Genomic DNA, 15,495 nt, shown 5'->3' on the forward strand with positions numbered 1-15,495 from the left:
GGGGCGTGGGGGGCCGTGGCGGAACGCCGATCGGGGGGGGGTTGACAGACCCGAAACTAATAACATCACTTCGAACTCGTCGCGGGGGGCGTGCGCGCCGGGGGGGGCCATACGCGGCCCCCGCGGGCGCGGGGCGAGCGGTCGGGGGTTATGGAATTGTTGTGTCCCGGTCAGCCGGCCACGGCGGTGAAATCGCGTGCACCGATGAACGCGGGGCGGGGCGCGGGCGCCGAGAACGGCTCGACGCACGTGTTCTCCACGCTGTTGAACACGATGAACACGTTGGAGCGCGGGAAGGGGGTGATGTTGCCGTTCGAGCCGTGCATGCAGTTGCAGTCGAACATGGTCGCGGAGCCCGCGGTTCCGGTGAACAGCTCAATCCCGTGCTTGTCCGCGAGGATCGAGAGGCTGTTCGGGTCGGGCGTACCGATCTCCTGGCCGCGCAGGGACTCCTTGTAGTGGTCGTCGGGGGTCTCTCCCACGCACGCCACGAACGTCTTGTGCGAGCCAGGCATAATCATTAGCCCGCCATTGTGCACGAAATTCTCCGTGAGCGCTATGGAAATGCTCACCGCGCGCATCCGCGGCATGCCGTCCTCGGCGTGCCAGGTCTCGAAGTCGGAGTGCCAGAAGAAGTCCTTGCCGGTGAAGCCCGGCTTGTAGTTGACGCGGCTCTGGTGCACGTACACGTCGGAGCCGAGGATCTGCCGCGCCCGGCCGACCACGCGGGGGTCGCGGACGAGGGCGGCGAAGACCTCACTGGTCTTGTGCACCTCGAAGATGGAGCGGACCTCGTTCGAGCCGCGCTCGGTGACCGTGCGCTCGTCGGCCAGGACCTCCGGGTCGGACGACAGCCGGCGCAGCTCGGCGCGGTAGTCCTCGACCTCCTCCGGCGCGAGCAGCTGGTCGACGGTCAGGAAGCCGTTGGACTCGAACGCGTCGAGGGTGGCGTCGTCGATCGGCCCGTCCTGCGGCCCGCCGTACACGACCGGGTCCTGCCGGTACAGCAGCGCCGCCTCGGCGGCCTTCCGGGTGGGGTAGGCGTCGTCGATCGTCGGATGGGACTCGATGATGCTCATGCGTCCTCCTCAGTCAGCAGCGGGTAGACACCGTTCTCGTCATGGACCTCCCGACCGGTGCAGGGGGGGTTGAAGACGCAGACGGTCCTGACGTCCGTGTGCGCGCGCAGGGTGTGGTGCTCGTGGCCGTCGAGCAGGTACATCACGCCGGGGCGGATCTCGTGCTTCTCACCGGTCTCGTCGTTGGTGAGCTCGCCCTCGCCCCCGATGCAGTAGACGGCCTCGATGTGGTTCGCGTACCACATCTTCGTCTCGGTCCCCGCGTAGAGGATCGTCTCGTGCAGCGAGAAGCCGACGCCCTCCTTGGCGAGCACGAACCGCCGGCTGCACCAGGTGGGCGCCTGGACGTCGCGCTCGGTGCCGACGATCTCGTCAAGGGAACGAACGATCATTGATCTCCTCTTTCCGTGTGCGGTCGGCCCGGTTCAGACCGTGACCTTCGTGCGGACGGCCTCGACCGAGTCCGCGATGATCTCCAGGCCGCGGCTCAGCTCGGCCTCCGTCGTGGTGAGCGGCGGCAGCAGCTTGACGACCTCGCCCTCGGGGCCGGAGGTCTCCATCAGCAGGCCGCGGGCGAACGCCTCGCCGCACACCTTCGGCGCGATCTCGGCGTCCTTCATCACCAGGCCCCAGGCGAGGCCGCGGCCGCGGACGGAGTCGACGGCGCCGGCGTGCGCGAGCGCGATCTCCTCCAGCGCCGCCTGGACCTGCTGGCCCTTGGCGAGCGTCTGCTTCTCGAAGTCGTCGCCGGTCCAGTAGTCCTCCAGCGCGGCGACGGCGGTGACGAACGCGGGGTTGAATCCGCGGAACGTGCCGTTGTGCTCTCCCGGGTCCCACACGTCCAGCTCGCGCTTCATCAGCGTGACCGCGAAGGGCAGCCCGTAGCCGCTGAGGGACTTGGACAGGCAAACGATGTCCGGGGTGATCCCGGCCTCCTCGAAGCTGAAGAACGACCCCGTGCGGCCGCAGCCCATCTGCACGTCGTCGACGATGAGGAGGATGTCGTGCCGGCGGCACAGGTCCTGCAGGCCCCGCAGCCACTCGGCGGTGGCGACGTTGATGCCGCCCTCGCCCTGCACGGTCTCCACGATGACGGCGGCGGGCTTGTCCAGGCCGCTGCCGCTGTCGTCCAGCATCGTGTCGAACAGCAGGAAGTCGGGCGTGCGCCCGTCGAGGTAGTTGTCGTAGGGCATCGCGACGCCGTGGCCGAGCGGCACGCCCGCGCCGGTCCGCTTCATCGAGTTGCCGGTGACGGCGAGCGCGCCGAGCGTCATCCCGTGGAAGGCGTTGGTGAAGCTGACGACGGTCTCGCGGCCGGTGTACTTGCGCGCGAGTTTCAGCGCGGCCTCGACCGAGTTGTTGCCCGCGGGGCCGGGGAACTGGACCTTGTAGTCCAGGCTCCGCGGCTCCAGCACGTACTCGTTGAAGCGTTCCAGGAACTCCCGCTTGGCGGTGGTGTACATGTCGAGGCTGTGCACGATCGCGTCACTGGCGAGATAGTCCAGCAGCCGGCGTTTCAGCTGCGGGTTGTTGTGCCCGTAGTTGAGCGTCCCGGCGCCGGCGAAGAAATCGAGATACGTTTTACCGTGCTCGTCGGTCATATGGCTGCCCTGCGCGGTGGCGAACACCGTGGGCCAGCCTCGGCAGTAGCCGCGGACTTCCGATTCCATGCGGGCGAAAACGTCCATGTCTGCCTCCCAGGCAGGTCGGGGTGGGGAGCGGATGAGGGACTGCGGTGGTCAGTTCGCGGCGGCGATCGGGCCGATCCTGAAGAGCACCTCGGGCTCGTGTCCCCCCTCGGGGAAGTGCTCCGCGCCGAACAGCGGGCTGCGGGCGAGCTCGCACCCGCGGTCCCGGGCGAACGAGGCGAACATCGCGGTGGACGCGGCGTTGTCCGGCGTGACCGTGGCCTCCATGTACCGGTGCCCGCGGGGGGCGAGCCGGTCGGCGAGGCGGTCGAGCATGCGGCGGGCCAGGCCCTGTCCGCGGTGGGCGCGGTCGACGGCGACCTGCCAGACGAAGAAGGTGTCCGGCCGGGCCGGGCGGACGTAGCCGGTGATGAAGCCGCACGGGCCGGCCCCGTCACGCGCGACTACGGAAGTGTCCCCGAAATCGCGGCACCAAAGCGTGTAGCTGTACGGCGAGTTGACGTCCAGGACCTGTGAGTCCCGGGCGAGCCGCCATAGCTCCGGGCCATCGGAGAGGCTCGGCTCCTGGAGTTGCACTTCCGCGTTCGTCTCGTTCGGTTCGGGGCGTCGGGTCGGTGATTCCAGGGGTTGCGCTGCCATGTCCAGGCAACTTAGCGAATCTCGCACCGTGATCGCACATAGATGTTATCTGCGAGATGTTTAGCCCCGCTTGGCCCTGGGTAGGGTTAAGGGCTTTGCCGAATTCGGTGCAATTTCATTCGGACTTGAACGGGCGGTCCTCCGCCTTTCCCGGTGATACGCAGGAGGTACGGGCGGGTGCGCCGGAGAGGGCGCCGGGACGTTTCCTGAACGCAACCTTAATGTTTTGACATCGCTTGGCGATGCGTTCTGTGTATCGGTTGTGTGAGGTAAGTCACTCGGATCCGGTGTCAACTCCGCCGGTGCGGCGGGCGTCACGTCGCGTCGCGCGAGGTCGTCCGGGCGCGGGCGCCGTGGGACGGGTGGGGGACGCGGAATTCAGGCGGGTTCTGAGGGCCCGCACTTGCTTGCCTTCAAGGGGCAGGTTCACTCACGGCGAGGTAAGGCTCTGGTTGCCGGATAGTAAGAAAAATGGGAATTTCGGTCCGGGGCGGGCCGACCGGGCCCGCCGCCGGCACCGAAAGCCGTCCGGGTTGTGGCCGTACTCGTTATCGCGTTATGACGCGTCCGATTCTCCGGCGAACCGGTCGGTCGCCTCGATCAGATGGTGGAGTATGCCCGGTTCGCTGAACGCGTGGCCCGCGTCGTCCACGATATGGAAGTCGGCCTCCGGCCACGCGCGGTGCAGGTCCCACGCCGTCGCCGCCGGGGTGCAGACGTCGTAGCGGCCCTGCACGATCACCGCCGGGATGTCGCGGATCTTGTCCACGTCCCGGATGAGCTGCTCGTCCTCGAAGAAGCCCCCGTTGACGAAGTAGTGGTTCTCGATGCGGGCGAACGCCACCGCGTAGTCCGGCTCGCCGAACCCGCCGGCCAGCTCCGGGTCCGGCCGCAGCGTGATCGTCGAGCCCTCCCAGGTAGCCCACGCCCTCGCCGCCGCGATCCGCACGTCCCGGTCCGCGGAGTTGAGCCGCTCGTGGAACGCGGAGATGAGGTCCTCCCGCTCGTCCTCGGGGATCGGCTCGACGTACTTCTCCCACAGATCGGGGAACAGCAGCGACGCCCCCTCCTGGTAGAACCAGTACAGCTCGAACGGCCGCAGCGTGAAGATGCCGCGCAGCACCAGCCCGGTCACCCGCCCGGGGTGGGTCTGCGCGTACGCCAGCGACAGCGCGCTGCCCCAGCTCCCGCCGAACACCAGCCAGCGCTCGACGCCCAGGTGCTCGCGCAGCCGCTCCATGTCCGCGACGAGGTTCCAGGTGGTGTTCGCCTCCAGCGACACCTCCGGGTCCTTCGCGTGCGGCAGGCTGCGCCCGCAGTTGCGCTGGTCGAACAGGACGATCCGGTACGCCTCGGGGTCGAACTGCCGGCGGTGCGCCGGGCTGCAGCCGGCCCCCGGCCCGCCGTGCACCATGACCGCGGGCCTGCCCGCGGGGTTGCCGCAGACCTCCCAGTAGATCTGATCTCCATCGCCGACGTCGAGCAGCCCGGAGTCGTACGGCTCGATCGGCGGATACAGGGTGCGAAGCTCCATGGAGCGGGATTGTCCCACCCGCGGCGCCCGCCGGCCGGATGTGACCCGCGGCACCGTCCCGCGGCCCGCCGCGCGGCCCATAGCGGCCGCCACCAGGCGTCCTGCGTGCGGGAACGCCGCGCGGGCGGCGAGAAAGTAAACCCCAAACTGGGCAAACGCTCCGCTGGTCGGGACTAGAGTGCCTTCAGTGAGCGAAGCGAGGGCCCGCAGGGCCGGGTGCGGAGCGAGCGAGATGTGCACAACGACCCCCGCGAACGCGGCCGCGCGCCGCCGGGCGAGGAGACACGTGAGCGAAGTGACGAGCCGTCCGAGGAAAGCGGCGAGCAGGATGGGCGGCGCCATGCCGGTCACCGGGCTCCCGGCCGTGAGGCGAGGAGAACGGTGAGCGAGCTGAACGGATCGGGCGGCAACCGCGGCGTCCCGGACGCGGCGGCGCCCTGGCCCGCCATGGGCCGCGACCCCGGCCGCGCGCCCGAGGCGCCCGCCCTGCCGGCCGCCCAGCAGCCGATCCAGATGGCCAAGCCCGGTCAGCCGGGCCAGCCCGGGCAACCGGGTCAGCACGGCCAGCCCGCGCAGGGCGGCCAGCACGGTCAGCCCGGCCAGCACGGCAGGCACGGCGGCGGCGAGTTGGTGCTCGCCTCCGAGGAGCAGCCCGGGGCCCAGCCGTGGGACATCGTCGAGCGGCTCCGCCAGATGGCCGACCTCATCGGCGACGCGCTCGCCGCCGGGGAGCGCAAGGTCAACGAGGCGCAGAGCGAGATCACCTCGCAGGTCGCCGCGGTCCAGCAGGAGAAGGAGTCGGCGCAGCGCGACGCGGCCGCCGCCTGGGGCGAGGTGCAGCGCGCCCGCGGCCAGGCCGAGCAGGCCGACCGCCGCGCCGTGGAGGCCGAGCGGCGCTTCGCCGAGGCCCAGAACGAGACGGCCGCGCAGGTCGCGGCCGTACAGCAGGAGAAGGAGACCGCGCAGCGCGACGCCGCGGCCGCCTGGGGCGAGGTGCAGCGCGCCCGCGGCCAGGCCGAGCAGGCCGACCGCCGCGCCGTGGAGGCCGAGCGGCAGGCCGCCGACGCCGAGCGGCGCGCCGCGGAGGTCCAGAACGAGGCGGTCACGCAGATCGCCGCGCTTCAGACCGAGAAGGAGAACGCGCAGCGGGACGCCGCCGCCGCGTGGAACCAGGCCCAGCAGGGGCGCGTGCAGGCCGACCAGGCCCGCGCCCAGGCCGACCAGGCGCGCGCGCAGATGGAGCAGGTGCAGGCCCAGGTCGAGCAGGCCGAGCGCCGCGTCGCCGAGGCCGAGGCCACCGTCCGGCAGGCGATCCAGCAGCGCGACGCCATGAGCGAGGCCCGCGACGACGCCCTGCGCGCCGTCGAGGACGCCGCCGGCGCCCGCCGCTCCGCCGAGGCCGAGCGCGACCGGGTCGCCGAGCAGGCCGCGGAGCTGTCGCGGGCGCTGGAGACCGCGCACGGCGAGCTGGCGCAGATGCGCGCCAAGCTCACCGACGCCGAGATGACGGCGCAGAACCTGCAGCACGCGGTCGTCGGCGCCGGCAAGGAGGCCGACGAGTCCCGGCGCCGCGCCGAGGTCGCCGAGCGCCGCGCGCAGGAGAACGAGCGCCGCGCCCAGGAGGCCGAGCGCCGGGCGCAGGACGCCGAGCGCCGCGTCCAGGAGGCCGCCGTCCGCGCCGACGCCGCCGAGGCCGAGCGCCAGCAGGCCCTCGACACGGCGGGCCAGTCGCTGGAGGCCGCCAAGAAGGCCGAGCGGGAGCGCGACGGGAGCGCCAAGGCCCGGGAGGCCGCCGAGCGGACCCGCGAGGCCGCCGTCCAGGCGCAGGCCCGCGCCGAGTCCGAGCTGACCCTCGCCCGGGGCCGCGCCGACCAGGCCGGCCGCGAGCGCGACAAGGCGGTGACCGGGATGCGGCAGATGGCCGCCGAACGCGACGCCGTCGCCGAGAAGCTCGCCGAACGCGACCAGTGGGTCGACCAGCTGGCCCAGGCGGTCACCGAGCAGCGCGCGCAGATCGCCGAGCTGTCCCAGGAGCGCGACGCCGCGCGGCAGGCCGCCGACCAGGCCCGCTCCCTGATCGACGAGCTGACCCGCCAGCTCCGCACCATCATGCCCAGCGCCGCGACGCCCCGCCTGTAGTGCGGTGGCGGCCGCGGCGGCCGGGGATGTCGCGGGGCGGGTCCGGTCCGCCGGATTCAGTTGTTATCCTGGTGGCCCGTGGACGGTGAGACTCGTCCGCCTCATCACGACCACGGGAGCGCCTTCTTGCCATCGGCAGCCATTGGTAGATCACGTCCTACCAAGCATCTCTTCGTCACCGGCGGTGTCGCCTCCAGCCTCGGCAAGGGACTGACGGCGTCCAGCCTGGGGCGGCTTCTGACGCTTCGCGGCCTCCGGGTCACCATGCAGAAGCTCGACCCCTACCTCAATGTCGACCCCGGCACGATGAACCCGTTCCAGCACGGCGAGGTGTTCGTCACCGACGACGGCGCCGAGACCGACCTGGACATCGGGCACTACGAGCGGTTCCTGGACACCGAGCTGCACGGGTCGGCGAACGTCACCACCGGGCAGGTCTACTCCAACGTGATCGCCAAGGAGCGGCGCGGGGAGTACCTCGGCGACACCGTCCAGGTGATCCCGCACATCACCAACGAGATCAAGGACCGGATCCGCGGGATGGCGGACGACACCGAGGTCGACATCGTCATCACCGAGGTGGGCGGGACGGTCGGCGACATCGAGTCGCTGCCGTTCCTGGAGTCGGTCCGCCAGATCCGGCACGAGATCGGCCGGGAGAACTGCTTCTTCCTGCACGTGTCGCTGCTGCCCTACATCGGCCCGTCCGGGGAGCTGAAGACCAAGCCGACGCAGCACTCGGTCGCCGCGCTGCGCTCCATCGGCATCCAGCCCGACGCGATCGTGTGCCGGTCGGACCGGCCGATCACCGACGGGCTCAAGCACAAGATCAGCCTGATGTGCGACGTGGACCGCGAGGCCGTCGTGTCGGCGGTGGACGCGGCGTCCATCTACGACATCCCGAAGGTCCTGCATTCCGAGGGCCTGGACGCCTATGTGGTGCGGCGGCTGGACCTGCCGTTCCGCGACGTCGACTGGGGCGCCTGGGACGAGCTGCTCCGGCGCGTCCACAAGCCGGCCCGCGAGGTCACGATCGCGCTGGTCGGCAAGTACATCGACCTGCCGGACGCGTACCTGTCGGTGACCGAGGCGCTGCGGCACGGCGGGTTCGGCAACGACGCCAAGGTGCGCATCCGCTGGGTGAAGAGCGACGACTGCGAGACCCCCGAGGGCGCCAAGCGGGAGCTGGACGGGGTCGACGGCGTGCTCGTCCCCGGCGGGTTCGGGGTCCGCGGCATCGAGGGCAAGCTCGGCGCCGTCCGGCACGCCCGGGAGAACCGGGTCCCGCTGCTCGGCATCTGCCTCGGCCTGCAGTGCATGGTCATCGAGGCGGCGCGGACGCTCGGCGGGCTCGCCGACGCGGGCAGCGCCGAGTTCGACGCGAGCACCGCCCACCCGGTCGTCGCGACGATGTCCGACCAGCTCGACGTCGTCGCCGGGGAGCGCGACATGGGCGGCACGATGCGGCTCGGCATGTACCCGGCCGACCTCGCCGACGGCTCCATCGTGCGGGAGCTGTACGGGGAGGCGAAGGTGTCCGAGCGGCACCGGCACCGCTACGAGGTCAACAACGCCTACCGCGACCGGCTGGAGGAGGCGGGGCTGCGGTTCTCCGGCCTGTCCCCGGACGGGCGGCTCGTCGAGTACGTCGAGCTGCCCCGCGAGCGGCACCCGTTCTTCGTCGGCACGCAGGCGCACCCGGAGTTCCGGTCCCGCCCGACGCGCCCGCACCCGCTGTTCACCGGCCTCGTCACCGCCGCGCTGGACTACGCCGAGCAGCGCGGGTCGGGCGCGTGAGCGCCGGGCCCGGCGTCGGGGACGTCCGCGACCGGCCGGAGCACTGGCCGGTCGTGGAGAGCTCCACGGCCTTCACCGGACCGGTGTTCGGCGTCCGGCACGACCGGGTGGAGATGCCGGCGGGCGGCGGCACCGAGGTCGTCGGCCGCGACGTGGTCGAGCACCTCGGCGCCGTCGGCGTCCTCGCCCTCGACGACCGCGGCCGGGTGCTGATGCTGCGCCAGTACCGGCACCCGGTGCGGCGGATGCTGTGGGAGGCGCCGGCCGGGCTGCGGGACGTGGACGGCGAGCCGCTGCACGAGCTCGCCGCCCGCGAGCTGCTGGAGGAGGCCGGCTACCGCGCCGGGCGCTGGGACACGCTGGTCGACGTGTTCACCTCGCCCGGCATGGCGGACGAGCGCGTCCGGATCTTCCTGGCCCGCGACCTCGCCGAGGTGCCCGCCGACCAGATCGACTTCGAGCGGGTCCACGAGGAGGCCGACATGCCGGTCGTGTGGGTGCCGCTGGACGAGGCGGTCCGCAAGGTGCTGGCCGGCGACCTGCACAACATGATCGTCTGCATGGGGGTGCTCGCGGCGCGGGCGGCCCGCGACGCCGGCTTCGCGGGGCTGCGGCCCGCCGACGCGCCCGAGGACTGAGCCCGATCAGGCCCCCCTCCGGCGGGCGGAGGGGGCATGATGGGCGGGTCCCCGCAGCCCCCGGCCGGAAGAGGTGCCGCACTGTCCCCGAGCACGTCCCCCCGGAGCACCGCCCCGGACGCGGGCACGGGTTCCGCGCTCGACTCCGCCGTGCGGGCGTACCTGGCGCATCTCGCCGTCGAGCGGGGCCTGGCCGCCAACACGCTCAGCTCCTACCGCCGCGACCTGCGCCGCTACGCGCAGGTGCAGGACGCCCGGGGCCGCGCGGCGCTCGGCGAGATCACCGAGGACGACGTCCGCGCGTTCCTGGTGGGCCTGCGGGAGGGCGGCGAGGGGCGGCCGCCGCTGTCGGCGGGGTCGGCGGCGCGGGCGCTCGTCGCCGTGCGGGGCCTGCACCGGTTCGCGCTGCGGGAGGGCCTGGCCGTCGGCGATCCCGCCCACGGCGTCAAGCCGCCGACGCCGCCGCGGCGGCTGCCGAAGGCCATCTCGCTGGAGGACGTGGAGCGGCTCCTCACCGCGGCCGGGGCGTCCGGCGACACCGCGCGCGGCCTGCGCGACCGGGCGCTGCTGGAACTGCTCTACGGGTCCGGCGCGCGCATCTCCGAGGCGGTCGGGCTGGACGTCGACGACCTCGACCTGCGCGACGGGTTCGCCCGCGTCGCCGGCAAGGGCGGCAAGGCGCGGGTGGTGCCCATCGGCGACTACGCCCGCGAGGCCGTCGACGCCTACCTGGTGCGGGCCCGGCCCGAGCTGGCCGGGACGGGCCGCGGCGGCCCGGCGCTGTTCCTGAACGCGCGCGGCGGGCGGCTGTCGCGGCAGGGCGCGTGGATGGTGCTGCGCGCCGCCGCCGACCGGGCGCGGCTGTCGGAGGTGTCGCCGCACACGCTGCGGCACTCGTTCGCGACCCATCTGCTGGACGGCGGAGCCGACGTCCGCGTCGTCCAGGAACTGCTCGGGCACGCGTCGGTGACGACGACGCAGGTGTACACGCTGGTGACGGTGCGGCTACTGCGCGAGGTGTACGCGACCTCGCATCCGCGGGCGCGGAACTGACCGCGGGGCGGGCGGGACACGGGCGCACACAGGGACGAATGGGACGGACAGGCCGCTGTACAAATCCCGACGTTCGGCGCGCGTCGGCTTGTGGCCCGGGGTGGACGGCCCTAGAGTCCCCGTTCTGGATGGCATTTCCGGGCCGCCGGGGAGGGATCTGGTGACCAGCACTAACGGCGCGGACGGAGTCCTTTCCTCCGCCGCCATAGAGACCGACCCGAGCCGCGCCCTCGGGCCCACGCAGCGCCCCGTTCCGGTGTTCCCGGAGCCGGAGCCGCTGGCCGGGCACGGCCCCGCGCGGATCGTGGCCGTCTGCAACCAGAAGGGCGGCGTCGGCAAGACCACCACGACGATCAACCTGGGCGCGGCGCTCGCCGAGTACGGCCGCCGCGTGCTGCTCGTCGACTTCGACCCGCAGGGCGCCCTGTCGGTCGGGCTCGGCAAGGGCGACCCGCGCCAGCTCGACGTGACGATCCACAACCTGCTGCTCGAGCACGACACCGAGTGGGAGGACGTCGTCATCGAGACCGGCGTCGACGGGATGGACCTGCTGCCGAGCAACATCGACCTGTCCGGCGCGGAGGTCCAGCTCGTCCACGAGGTCGGGCGCGAGTACATCCTGCAGGGCACGCTGAAGTCGGCCGTCCCGCACTACGACTACATCCTCATCGACTGCCAGCCGTCGCTCGGCCTGCTCACCGTCAACGCGCTGGCCGCCGCCGAGGGCGTGCTGATCCCGCTGGAGTGCGAGTACTTCGCGATGCGCGGCGTCGCGCTGCTGATGGAGACCATCGAGAAGGTGCAGGGCCGGATCAACCCGGAACTCGTCATCGACGGCGTCCTCGGCACCATGTACGACTCGCGGACGCTGCACACCCGCGAGGTCCTCGGCCGCATCGTCGAGGCGTTCGGCGAGCAGGTCTTCCACACCGTCATCAACCGGACGGTCCGGTTCCCGGACGCGACCGTCGCCGGTGAGCCGATCACGTTCTTCGATCCGAACTCGATGGGCGCGAACGCGTACCGGAGCCTGGCGCGGGAGGTCCTCCTGCGGTGGGCCGAGACCGATTGAGGCCGTCCGGCGGCCCCCGCACCGGTTGACCGGGCGGTAGCGGCCGCCCGCCGGACGCGCCGTCACCGCTCGTGATCGCCGGTGGCGCGAAGCGCGCCCGGGGCATGGGACGATGGGGCCGGTGAGCACAGCGCGGGAGGAGCACTCCGCTACCGTGAGCGACGTGGACCAGACGTCGCCGGAGCCCGAGCGGGGGCCGGAGCAGGAGGGCGAGCAGGAGCAGGGCTTCCGCGTCCACCTGGACAACTTCGAGGGCCCGTTCGACCTGCTGCTCGGCCTGATCTCCAAGCACAAGCTCGACATCACCGAGGTGTCGCTGCACAAGGTCACCGACGACTTCATCGCGCACATCCGCTCCTACGGCCGCGACTGGGACCTCGACCAGGCCAGCCACTTCCTGCTGGTCGCCGCGACCCTGCTGGACCTGAAGGCCGCGCGGCTGCTGCCGTCCGGCGAGGTCGACGACGAGGACGACCTGGCGCTGCTGGAGGCCCGCGACCTGCTGTTCGCGCGGCTGCTGCAGTACCGCGCCTACAAGGAGGTCGCGCGGGTCCTCGCCGCGCGGATCGCGGACGCGAGCCGGCGGTTCCCGCGCCTCGTGCCGATGGAGCCGAAGTTCGCGAACCTGCTGCCGGAGGTGCTGCTCGGCCTCGGCCCGGAGGAGTTCGCGCGGCTCGCCGCCAGGGCCCTCGCGCCGAAGGCGCCGCCCGCGGTGTCGGTCGAGCACATGTACCAGCCGAAGGCCAGCGTCAAGGAGCAGGCCGCGATCGTCGTGGCGATGCTCCGCCGGCTGCGCCGGACGACGTTCCGCGTCCTCGCGGCCGACGCGGAGGGCACCTACGAGGTCGTCGCGCGGTTCCTGGCGCTGCTGGAGCTGTACCGGGAGCAGGCCGTCACGTTCGAGCAGGACGAGCCCCTCGGCGAGCTGCACGTCACCTGGACCGGCACCGACGACGGGGACGTCTCCGTCGGCGACGACTACGAGGGCGCCCCGAAGAAGGACCCGGCCGAGAGCGGCGGGGCGGGGGAGAAGGGCGAGGGGGACGATGACTGAGGAACCCGGCGCGGCCGCGCCGGAACTCCCGGGGCTGCGCGCCTCGATCGAGGCGATCCTGCTCGTCGTGGACGAGCCGGTCACCGTGCTGATGCTGGCGCAGCTGCTGGAGCGGCCCCGCGGCGAGGTCGCGGAGACGCTGCGGGAGCTGGCCGCGGAATACACCGGGCAGGGCCGCGGGTTCGACCTCAGGGAGGTCGCCGGCGGCTGGCGGTTCTACACCCGGGACGTGTGCGCCCCGGTCGTGGAGCGGTTCGTCACCGACGGGCAGCAGGCGCGGCTGACGCAGGCCGCGCTGGAGACGCTCGCCGTCGTCGCCTACCGGCAGCCGGTGAGCCGCGCCCGCGTGTCGGCGATCCGCGGGGTCAACAGCGACGGCGTCATGCGGACGCTGACGCTGCGCGGCCTGATCGAGGACGCCGGGCAGGAGCCGGAGTCGCAGGCGCACCTGTACCGCACCACCGGGTACTTCCTGGAGCGCCTCGGCCTCCGCGACCTCGACGAGCTGCCCGAGCTCGCCCCCTACCTGCCCGATGACCTGCCAGAAGACATAGTGGATAGCTGAGGACACGTGAGCGACAACGAGGGCGTGCGGCTGCAGAAGGTGCTGGCCGAGGCCGGGATCGGCAGCCGCCGCCACTGCGAGGAGCTGATCGGCGAGGGCCGCGTCACGGTGGACGGGAAGAAGGTGTTCCGGTTCGGTGAGCGCGTCGACCCGCGCAGCGCCGTCATCCACGTGGACGGCAGGCGCGTCGAGACCCGCGCCGAGATGCGCTACTACGCGATCAACAAGCCGCGCGGCGTGGTGTCGACGATGTCGGACGAGCGGGGCCGCAAGTCCCTCGCCGACTACGTGGAGGTCCCCGAGCGGCTGTTCCACGTCGGCCGGCTCGACACCGACACCGAGGGCCTGATCCTGCTCACCAACGACGGGGAGCTGTCGCACCGCCTCACCCACCCGTCCTACGGGGTCTACAAGACCTACCTGGCGGAGATCCACGGCCCGATCCCGCGCGACCTCGGCAGGCGGCTGAAGGCCGGGGTGACGCTCGACGACGGGCCCGCCAAGGCCGACAAGTTCCGCATCTTCGACCAGGTCGGCCGGCGCGTCCTGGTGGAGATCACCCTGCACGAGGGGCGCAAGCACATCGTCCGGCGGCTGCTGAAGGAGACCGGGTTCCCCGTCCAGCAGCTCGCCCGCATAGAGTTCGGGCCGATCAAGCTGGGGTCGCTGCAGCCGGGCGGGATGCGCGCGCTGACCGTGCGCGAGGTCGGCGAGCTGTACAAGGCCGTCGGCCTGTAGGGACGCCCGGGGCGAGAAGGCCCGGCACGAGGAGGGGAGACGACTGTGGCGGTACGCGCGGTCCGTGGGGCGACGCAGATCGACGCCGACGACCGGGACCAGATCCTGGCGGCGACGACCGAGCTCGTCTCCGCGGTGATGGCCCGCAACGAGCTGAGCACCGACGACGTGATCAGCGTCATCTTCACGGTGACGCCGGACCTGACGGCGGAGTTCCCGGCGCTCGCCGCCCGCAAGCTCGGCTTCCACGAGGTGCCGCTGCTGTGCGCGACCGAGATCGGCGTGCCCGGTGCGCTGCCCCGGGTGATCCGGCTGATGGCGCACATCGAGACCGGCCGCCCCCGCTCCGGCGTCCAGCACGTCTACCTGCGCGGCGCGACGGCCCTGCGGCTGGACATCGCGCAGTAGGGTTCTGGCGTGAGTGAGGATGCGGTGGTGCGGCGGATCGTCGTGGTCGGGACGGGCCTGATCGGGACGTCGATCGCGCTGGCGATGCGCGAGCGCGGCGCCGAGGTGCTGCTGACCGACCGGGACGCGGCGGCGCTGTCGCTGGCGGTGGAGCTGGGCGCGGGGGAGGCGCTGCCGGACGGTGCGCGCGCGGAGCCCGCCGACCTGGCGGTGCTGGCGGTGCCACCGGCGGCGGTGGCGGTGACGCTGCTGGACGCGCAGAAGCGCGGCCTCGCCGCGGCCTACACCGATGTGGCGAGCGTGAAGGCGCTGCCGCTGGCGCAGGCGGCGGAGCTCGGCTGCGACCTGACGACGTTCGTGGCGGGGCACCCGCTCGCGGGCAGCGAGCGGTCCGGGCCGAGCGCGGCGCGCGCCGACCTGTTCCTCGGCCGGCCGTGGGCGCTGTGCGCGACCCCGGAGGCGACACCGGAGACCGTCGAGGTCGTGACGGGGCTGGCGAGGGCGTGCGGGGCGATGCCCGTCCAGGTGGACGCGGCCGAGCACGACCGGGCGGTCGCGCTCGTCTCGCACGGCCCGCACGTGGTGTCGGCGGCCGTCGCGGCCCGGCTGACCGGCGCGGACGAGGTGGCGCTGGGCCTGTCCGGGCAGGGCGTCCGGGACGTGACACGGATCGCGGCGAGCGACCCGCGGCTGTGGATCGGCATCCTGTCGGCGAACTCCCAGCCCGTCGCGGACGTGCTGGAGGCGGTCGCGACCGATCTCGCGGTGGCCGCGTCGCTGCTGCGCGACGGCAGCGAGGAGGCCGCCGCGCACGTCGCGGACCTGCTGCTGCGCGGGAACGCGGGCCGGTCCCGGATCCCCGGCAAGCACGGCGGCGACCAGCCCGCCTACGCGACCGTCCAGGTGGTCATCCCGGACCGTCCCGGCGAGCTGGCGATGATCTTCCAGGCGGCGGGGATCGCGGGGGTCAACATCGAGGACGTGACGATCGAGCATTCGCCGGGCCGCCCGCTCGGCGTGCTGGAGCTGTCGGTGGTCCCGGAGGCCGCCGAGCGGCTGGCGGCGGAGCTGCGCGCCCGCGGCTGGTCCGTGCCCGGCTGACCGGCGACCGGACCGGAGCGCCGCCCGAG

The 15,495-nt window shown here is 72.5% G+C and carries 15 protein-coding genes; 10 read left to right on the forward strand and 5 right to left on the reverse strand.

Annotated features, from left to right (window positions below):
- Positions 1-170: 170 nt before the first annotated feature.
- From thpD to pip, 5 genes are all read right to left on the reverse strand, one after another.
- Positions 171-1,079 carry an ectoine hydroxylase gene (gene thpD, locus ABZ806_RS30605; RefSeq protein WP_500220899.1) on the reverse strand — a complete coding sequence of 303 codons (909 nt, stop codon included), beginning with the start codon at positions 1,077-1,079 and terminating at the stop codon, positions 171-173.
- Positions 1,076-1,471 carry an ectoine synthase gene (locus tag ABZ806_RS30610; RefSeq protein WP_346048275.1) on the reverse strand — a complete coding sequence of 132 codons (396 nt, stop codon included), beginning with the start codon at positions 1,469-1,471 and terminating at the stop codon, positions 1,076-1,078. Before ABZ806_RS30610 ends, thpD begins: the two co-directional genes overlap by 4 nt.
- A 33-nt stretch (positions 1,472-1,504) precedes the next feature.
- On the reverse strand, positions 1,505-2,767 hold the full coding sequence (gene ectB / locus ABZ806_RS30615) for a diaminobutyrate--2-oxoglutarate transaminase (protein WP_500220900.1): 1,263 nt from the start codon (positions 2,765-2,767) through the stop codon (positions 1,505-1,507).
- 51 nt (positions 2,768-2,818) lie between these two features.
- Positions 2,819-3,367: a diaminobutyrate acetyltransferase gene (ectA, locus tag ABZ806_RS30620; RefSeq protein WP_500220901.1), complete on the reverse strand. Its 549-nt coding sequence runs from the start codon at positions 3,365-3,367 to the stop codon at positions 2,819-2,821.
- Positions 3,368-3,923: 556 nt separating this feature from the next.
- Positions 3,924-4,901 carry a prolyl aminopeptidase gene (gene pip, locus ABZ806_RS30625; RefSeq protein ID WP_500220902.1) on the reverse strand — a complete coding sequence of 326 codons (978 nt, stop codon included), beginning with the start codon at positions 4,899-4,901 and terminating at the stop codon, positions 3,924-3,926.
- A 381-nt stretch (positions 4,902-5,282) separates the two neighbouring features.
- Here pip and ABZ806_RS30630 point away from each other — a divergent pair, with 381 nt between their 5' ends.
- From ABZ806_RS30630 to ABZ806_RS30675, 10 genes are all read left to right on the forward strand, one after another.
- Positions 5,283-7,040: a hypothetical protein gene (locus ABZ806_RS30630; protein ID WP_500220903.1), complete on the forward strand. Its 1,758-nt coding sequence runs from the start codon at positions 5,283-5,285 to the stop codon at positions 7,038-7,040.
- 126 nt (positions 7,041-7,166) lie between these two features.
- Complete coding sequence (pyrG, locus tag ABZ806_RS30635) at positions 7,167-8,837, forward strand: CTP synthase (protein WP_500220938.1); 1,671 nt, start codon at positions 7,167-7,169, stop codon at positions 8,835-8,837.
- A complete protein-coding gene (locus tag ABZ806_RS30640) occupies positions 8,834-9,475 on the forward strand; it encodes an NUDIX domain-containing protein (RefSeq protein ID WP_500220904.1) in 642 nt (213 codons plus the stop codon). Before pyrG ends, ABZ806_RS30640 begins: the two co-directional genes overlap by 4 nt.
- 36 nt (positions 9,476-9,511) lie before the next feature.
- On the forward strand, positions 9,512-10,528 hold the full coding sequence (locus ABZ806_RS30645; protein WP_500220905.1) for a site-specific tyrosine recombinase XerD: 1,017 nt from the start codon (positions 9,512-9,514) through the stop codon (positions 10,526-10,528).
- 205 nt (positions 10,529-10,733) lie between these two features.
- Entirely contained in the window at positions 10,734-11,600 is an 867-nt protein-coding gene (locus ABZ806_RS30650) for a ParA family protein (protein ID WP_500220939.1), read from the forward strand.
- A 163-nt stretch (positions 11,601-11,763) separates the two neighbouring features.
- Positions 11,764-12,654 (forward strand): segregation and condensation protein A, encoded by an 891-nt coding sequence (locus ABZ806_RS30655; RefSeq protein ID WP_500220940.1) that lies wholly within the window; start codon positions 11,764-11,766, stop codon positions 12,652-12,654.
- The gene (scpB, locus tag ABZ806_RS30660) at positions 12,647-13,219 is read left to right on the forward strand and encodes an SMC-Scp complex subunit ScpB (protein ID WP_500220906.1); all 573 of its coding nucleotides are present in this window, start codon (positions 12,647-12,649) and stop codon (positions 13,217-13,219) included. The genes ABZ806_RS30655 and scpB overlap by 8 nt, the downstream gene beginning before the upstream one ends.
- A gap of 6 nt (positions 13,220-13,225) precedes the next feature.
- Complete coding sequence (locus tag ABZ806_RS30665; RefSeq protein ID WP_500220907.1) at positions 13,226-13,957, forward strand: pseudouridine synthase; 732 nt, start codon at positions 13,226-13,228, stop codon at positions 13,955-13,957.
- Positions 13,958-14,002: 45 nt separating this feature from the next.
- A complete protein-coding gene (gene aroH, locus ABZ806_RS30670) occupies positions 14,003-14,365 on the forward strand; it encodes a chorismate mutase (RefSeq protein WP_500220908.1) in 363 nt (120 codons plus the stop codon).
- A 9-nt stretch (positions 14,366-14,374) separates the two neighbouring features.
- On the forward strand, positions 14,375-15,466 hold the full coding sequence (locus ABZ806_RS30675; RefSeq protein WP_500220909.1) for a prephenate dehydrogenase: 1,092 nt from the start codon (positions 14,375-14,377) through the stop codon (positions 15,464-15,466).
- Positions 15,467-15,495 lie beyond the last annotated feature (29 nt).

Origin of the sequence: Spirillospora sp. NPDC047418 (genome assembly GCF_040643275.1) — a bacterium.
GTDB lineage: Bacteria > Actinomycetota > Actinomycetes > Streptosporangiales > Streptosporangiaceae > Spirillospora.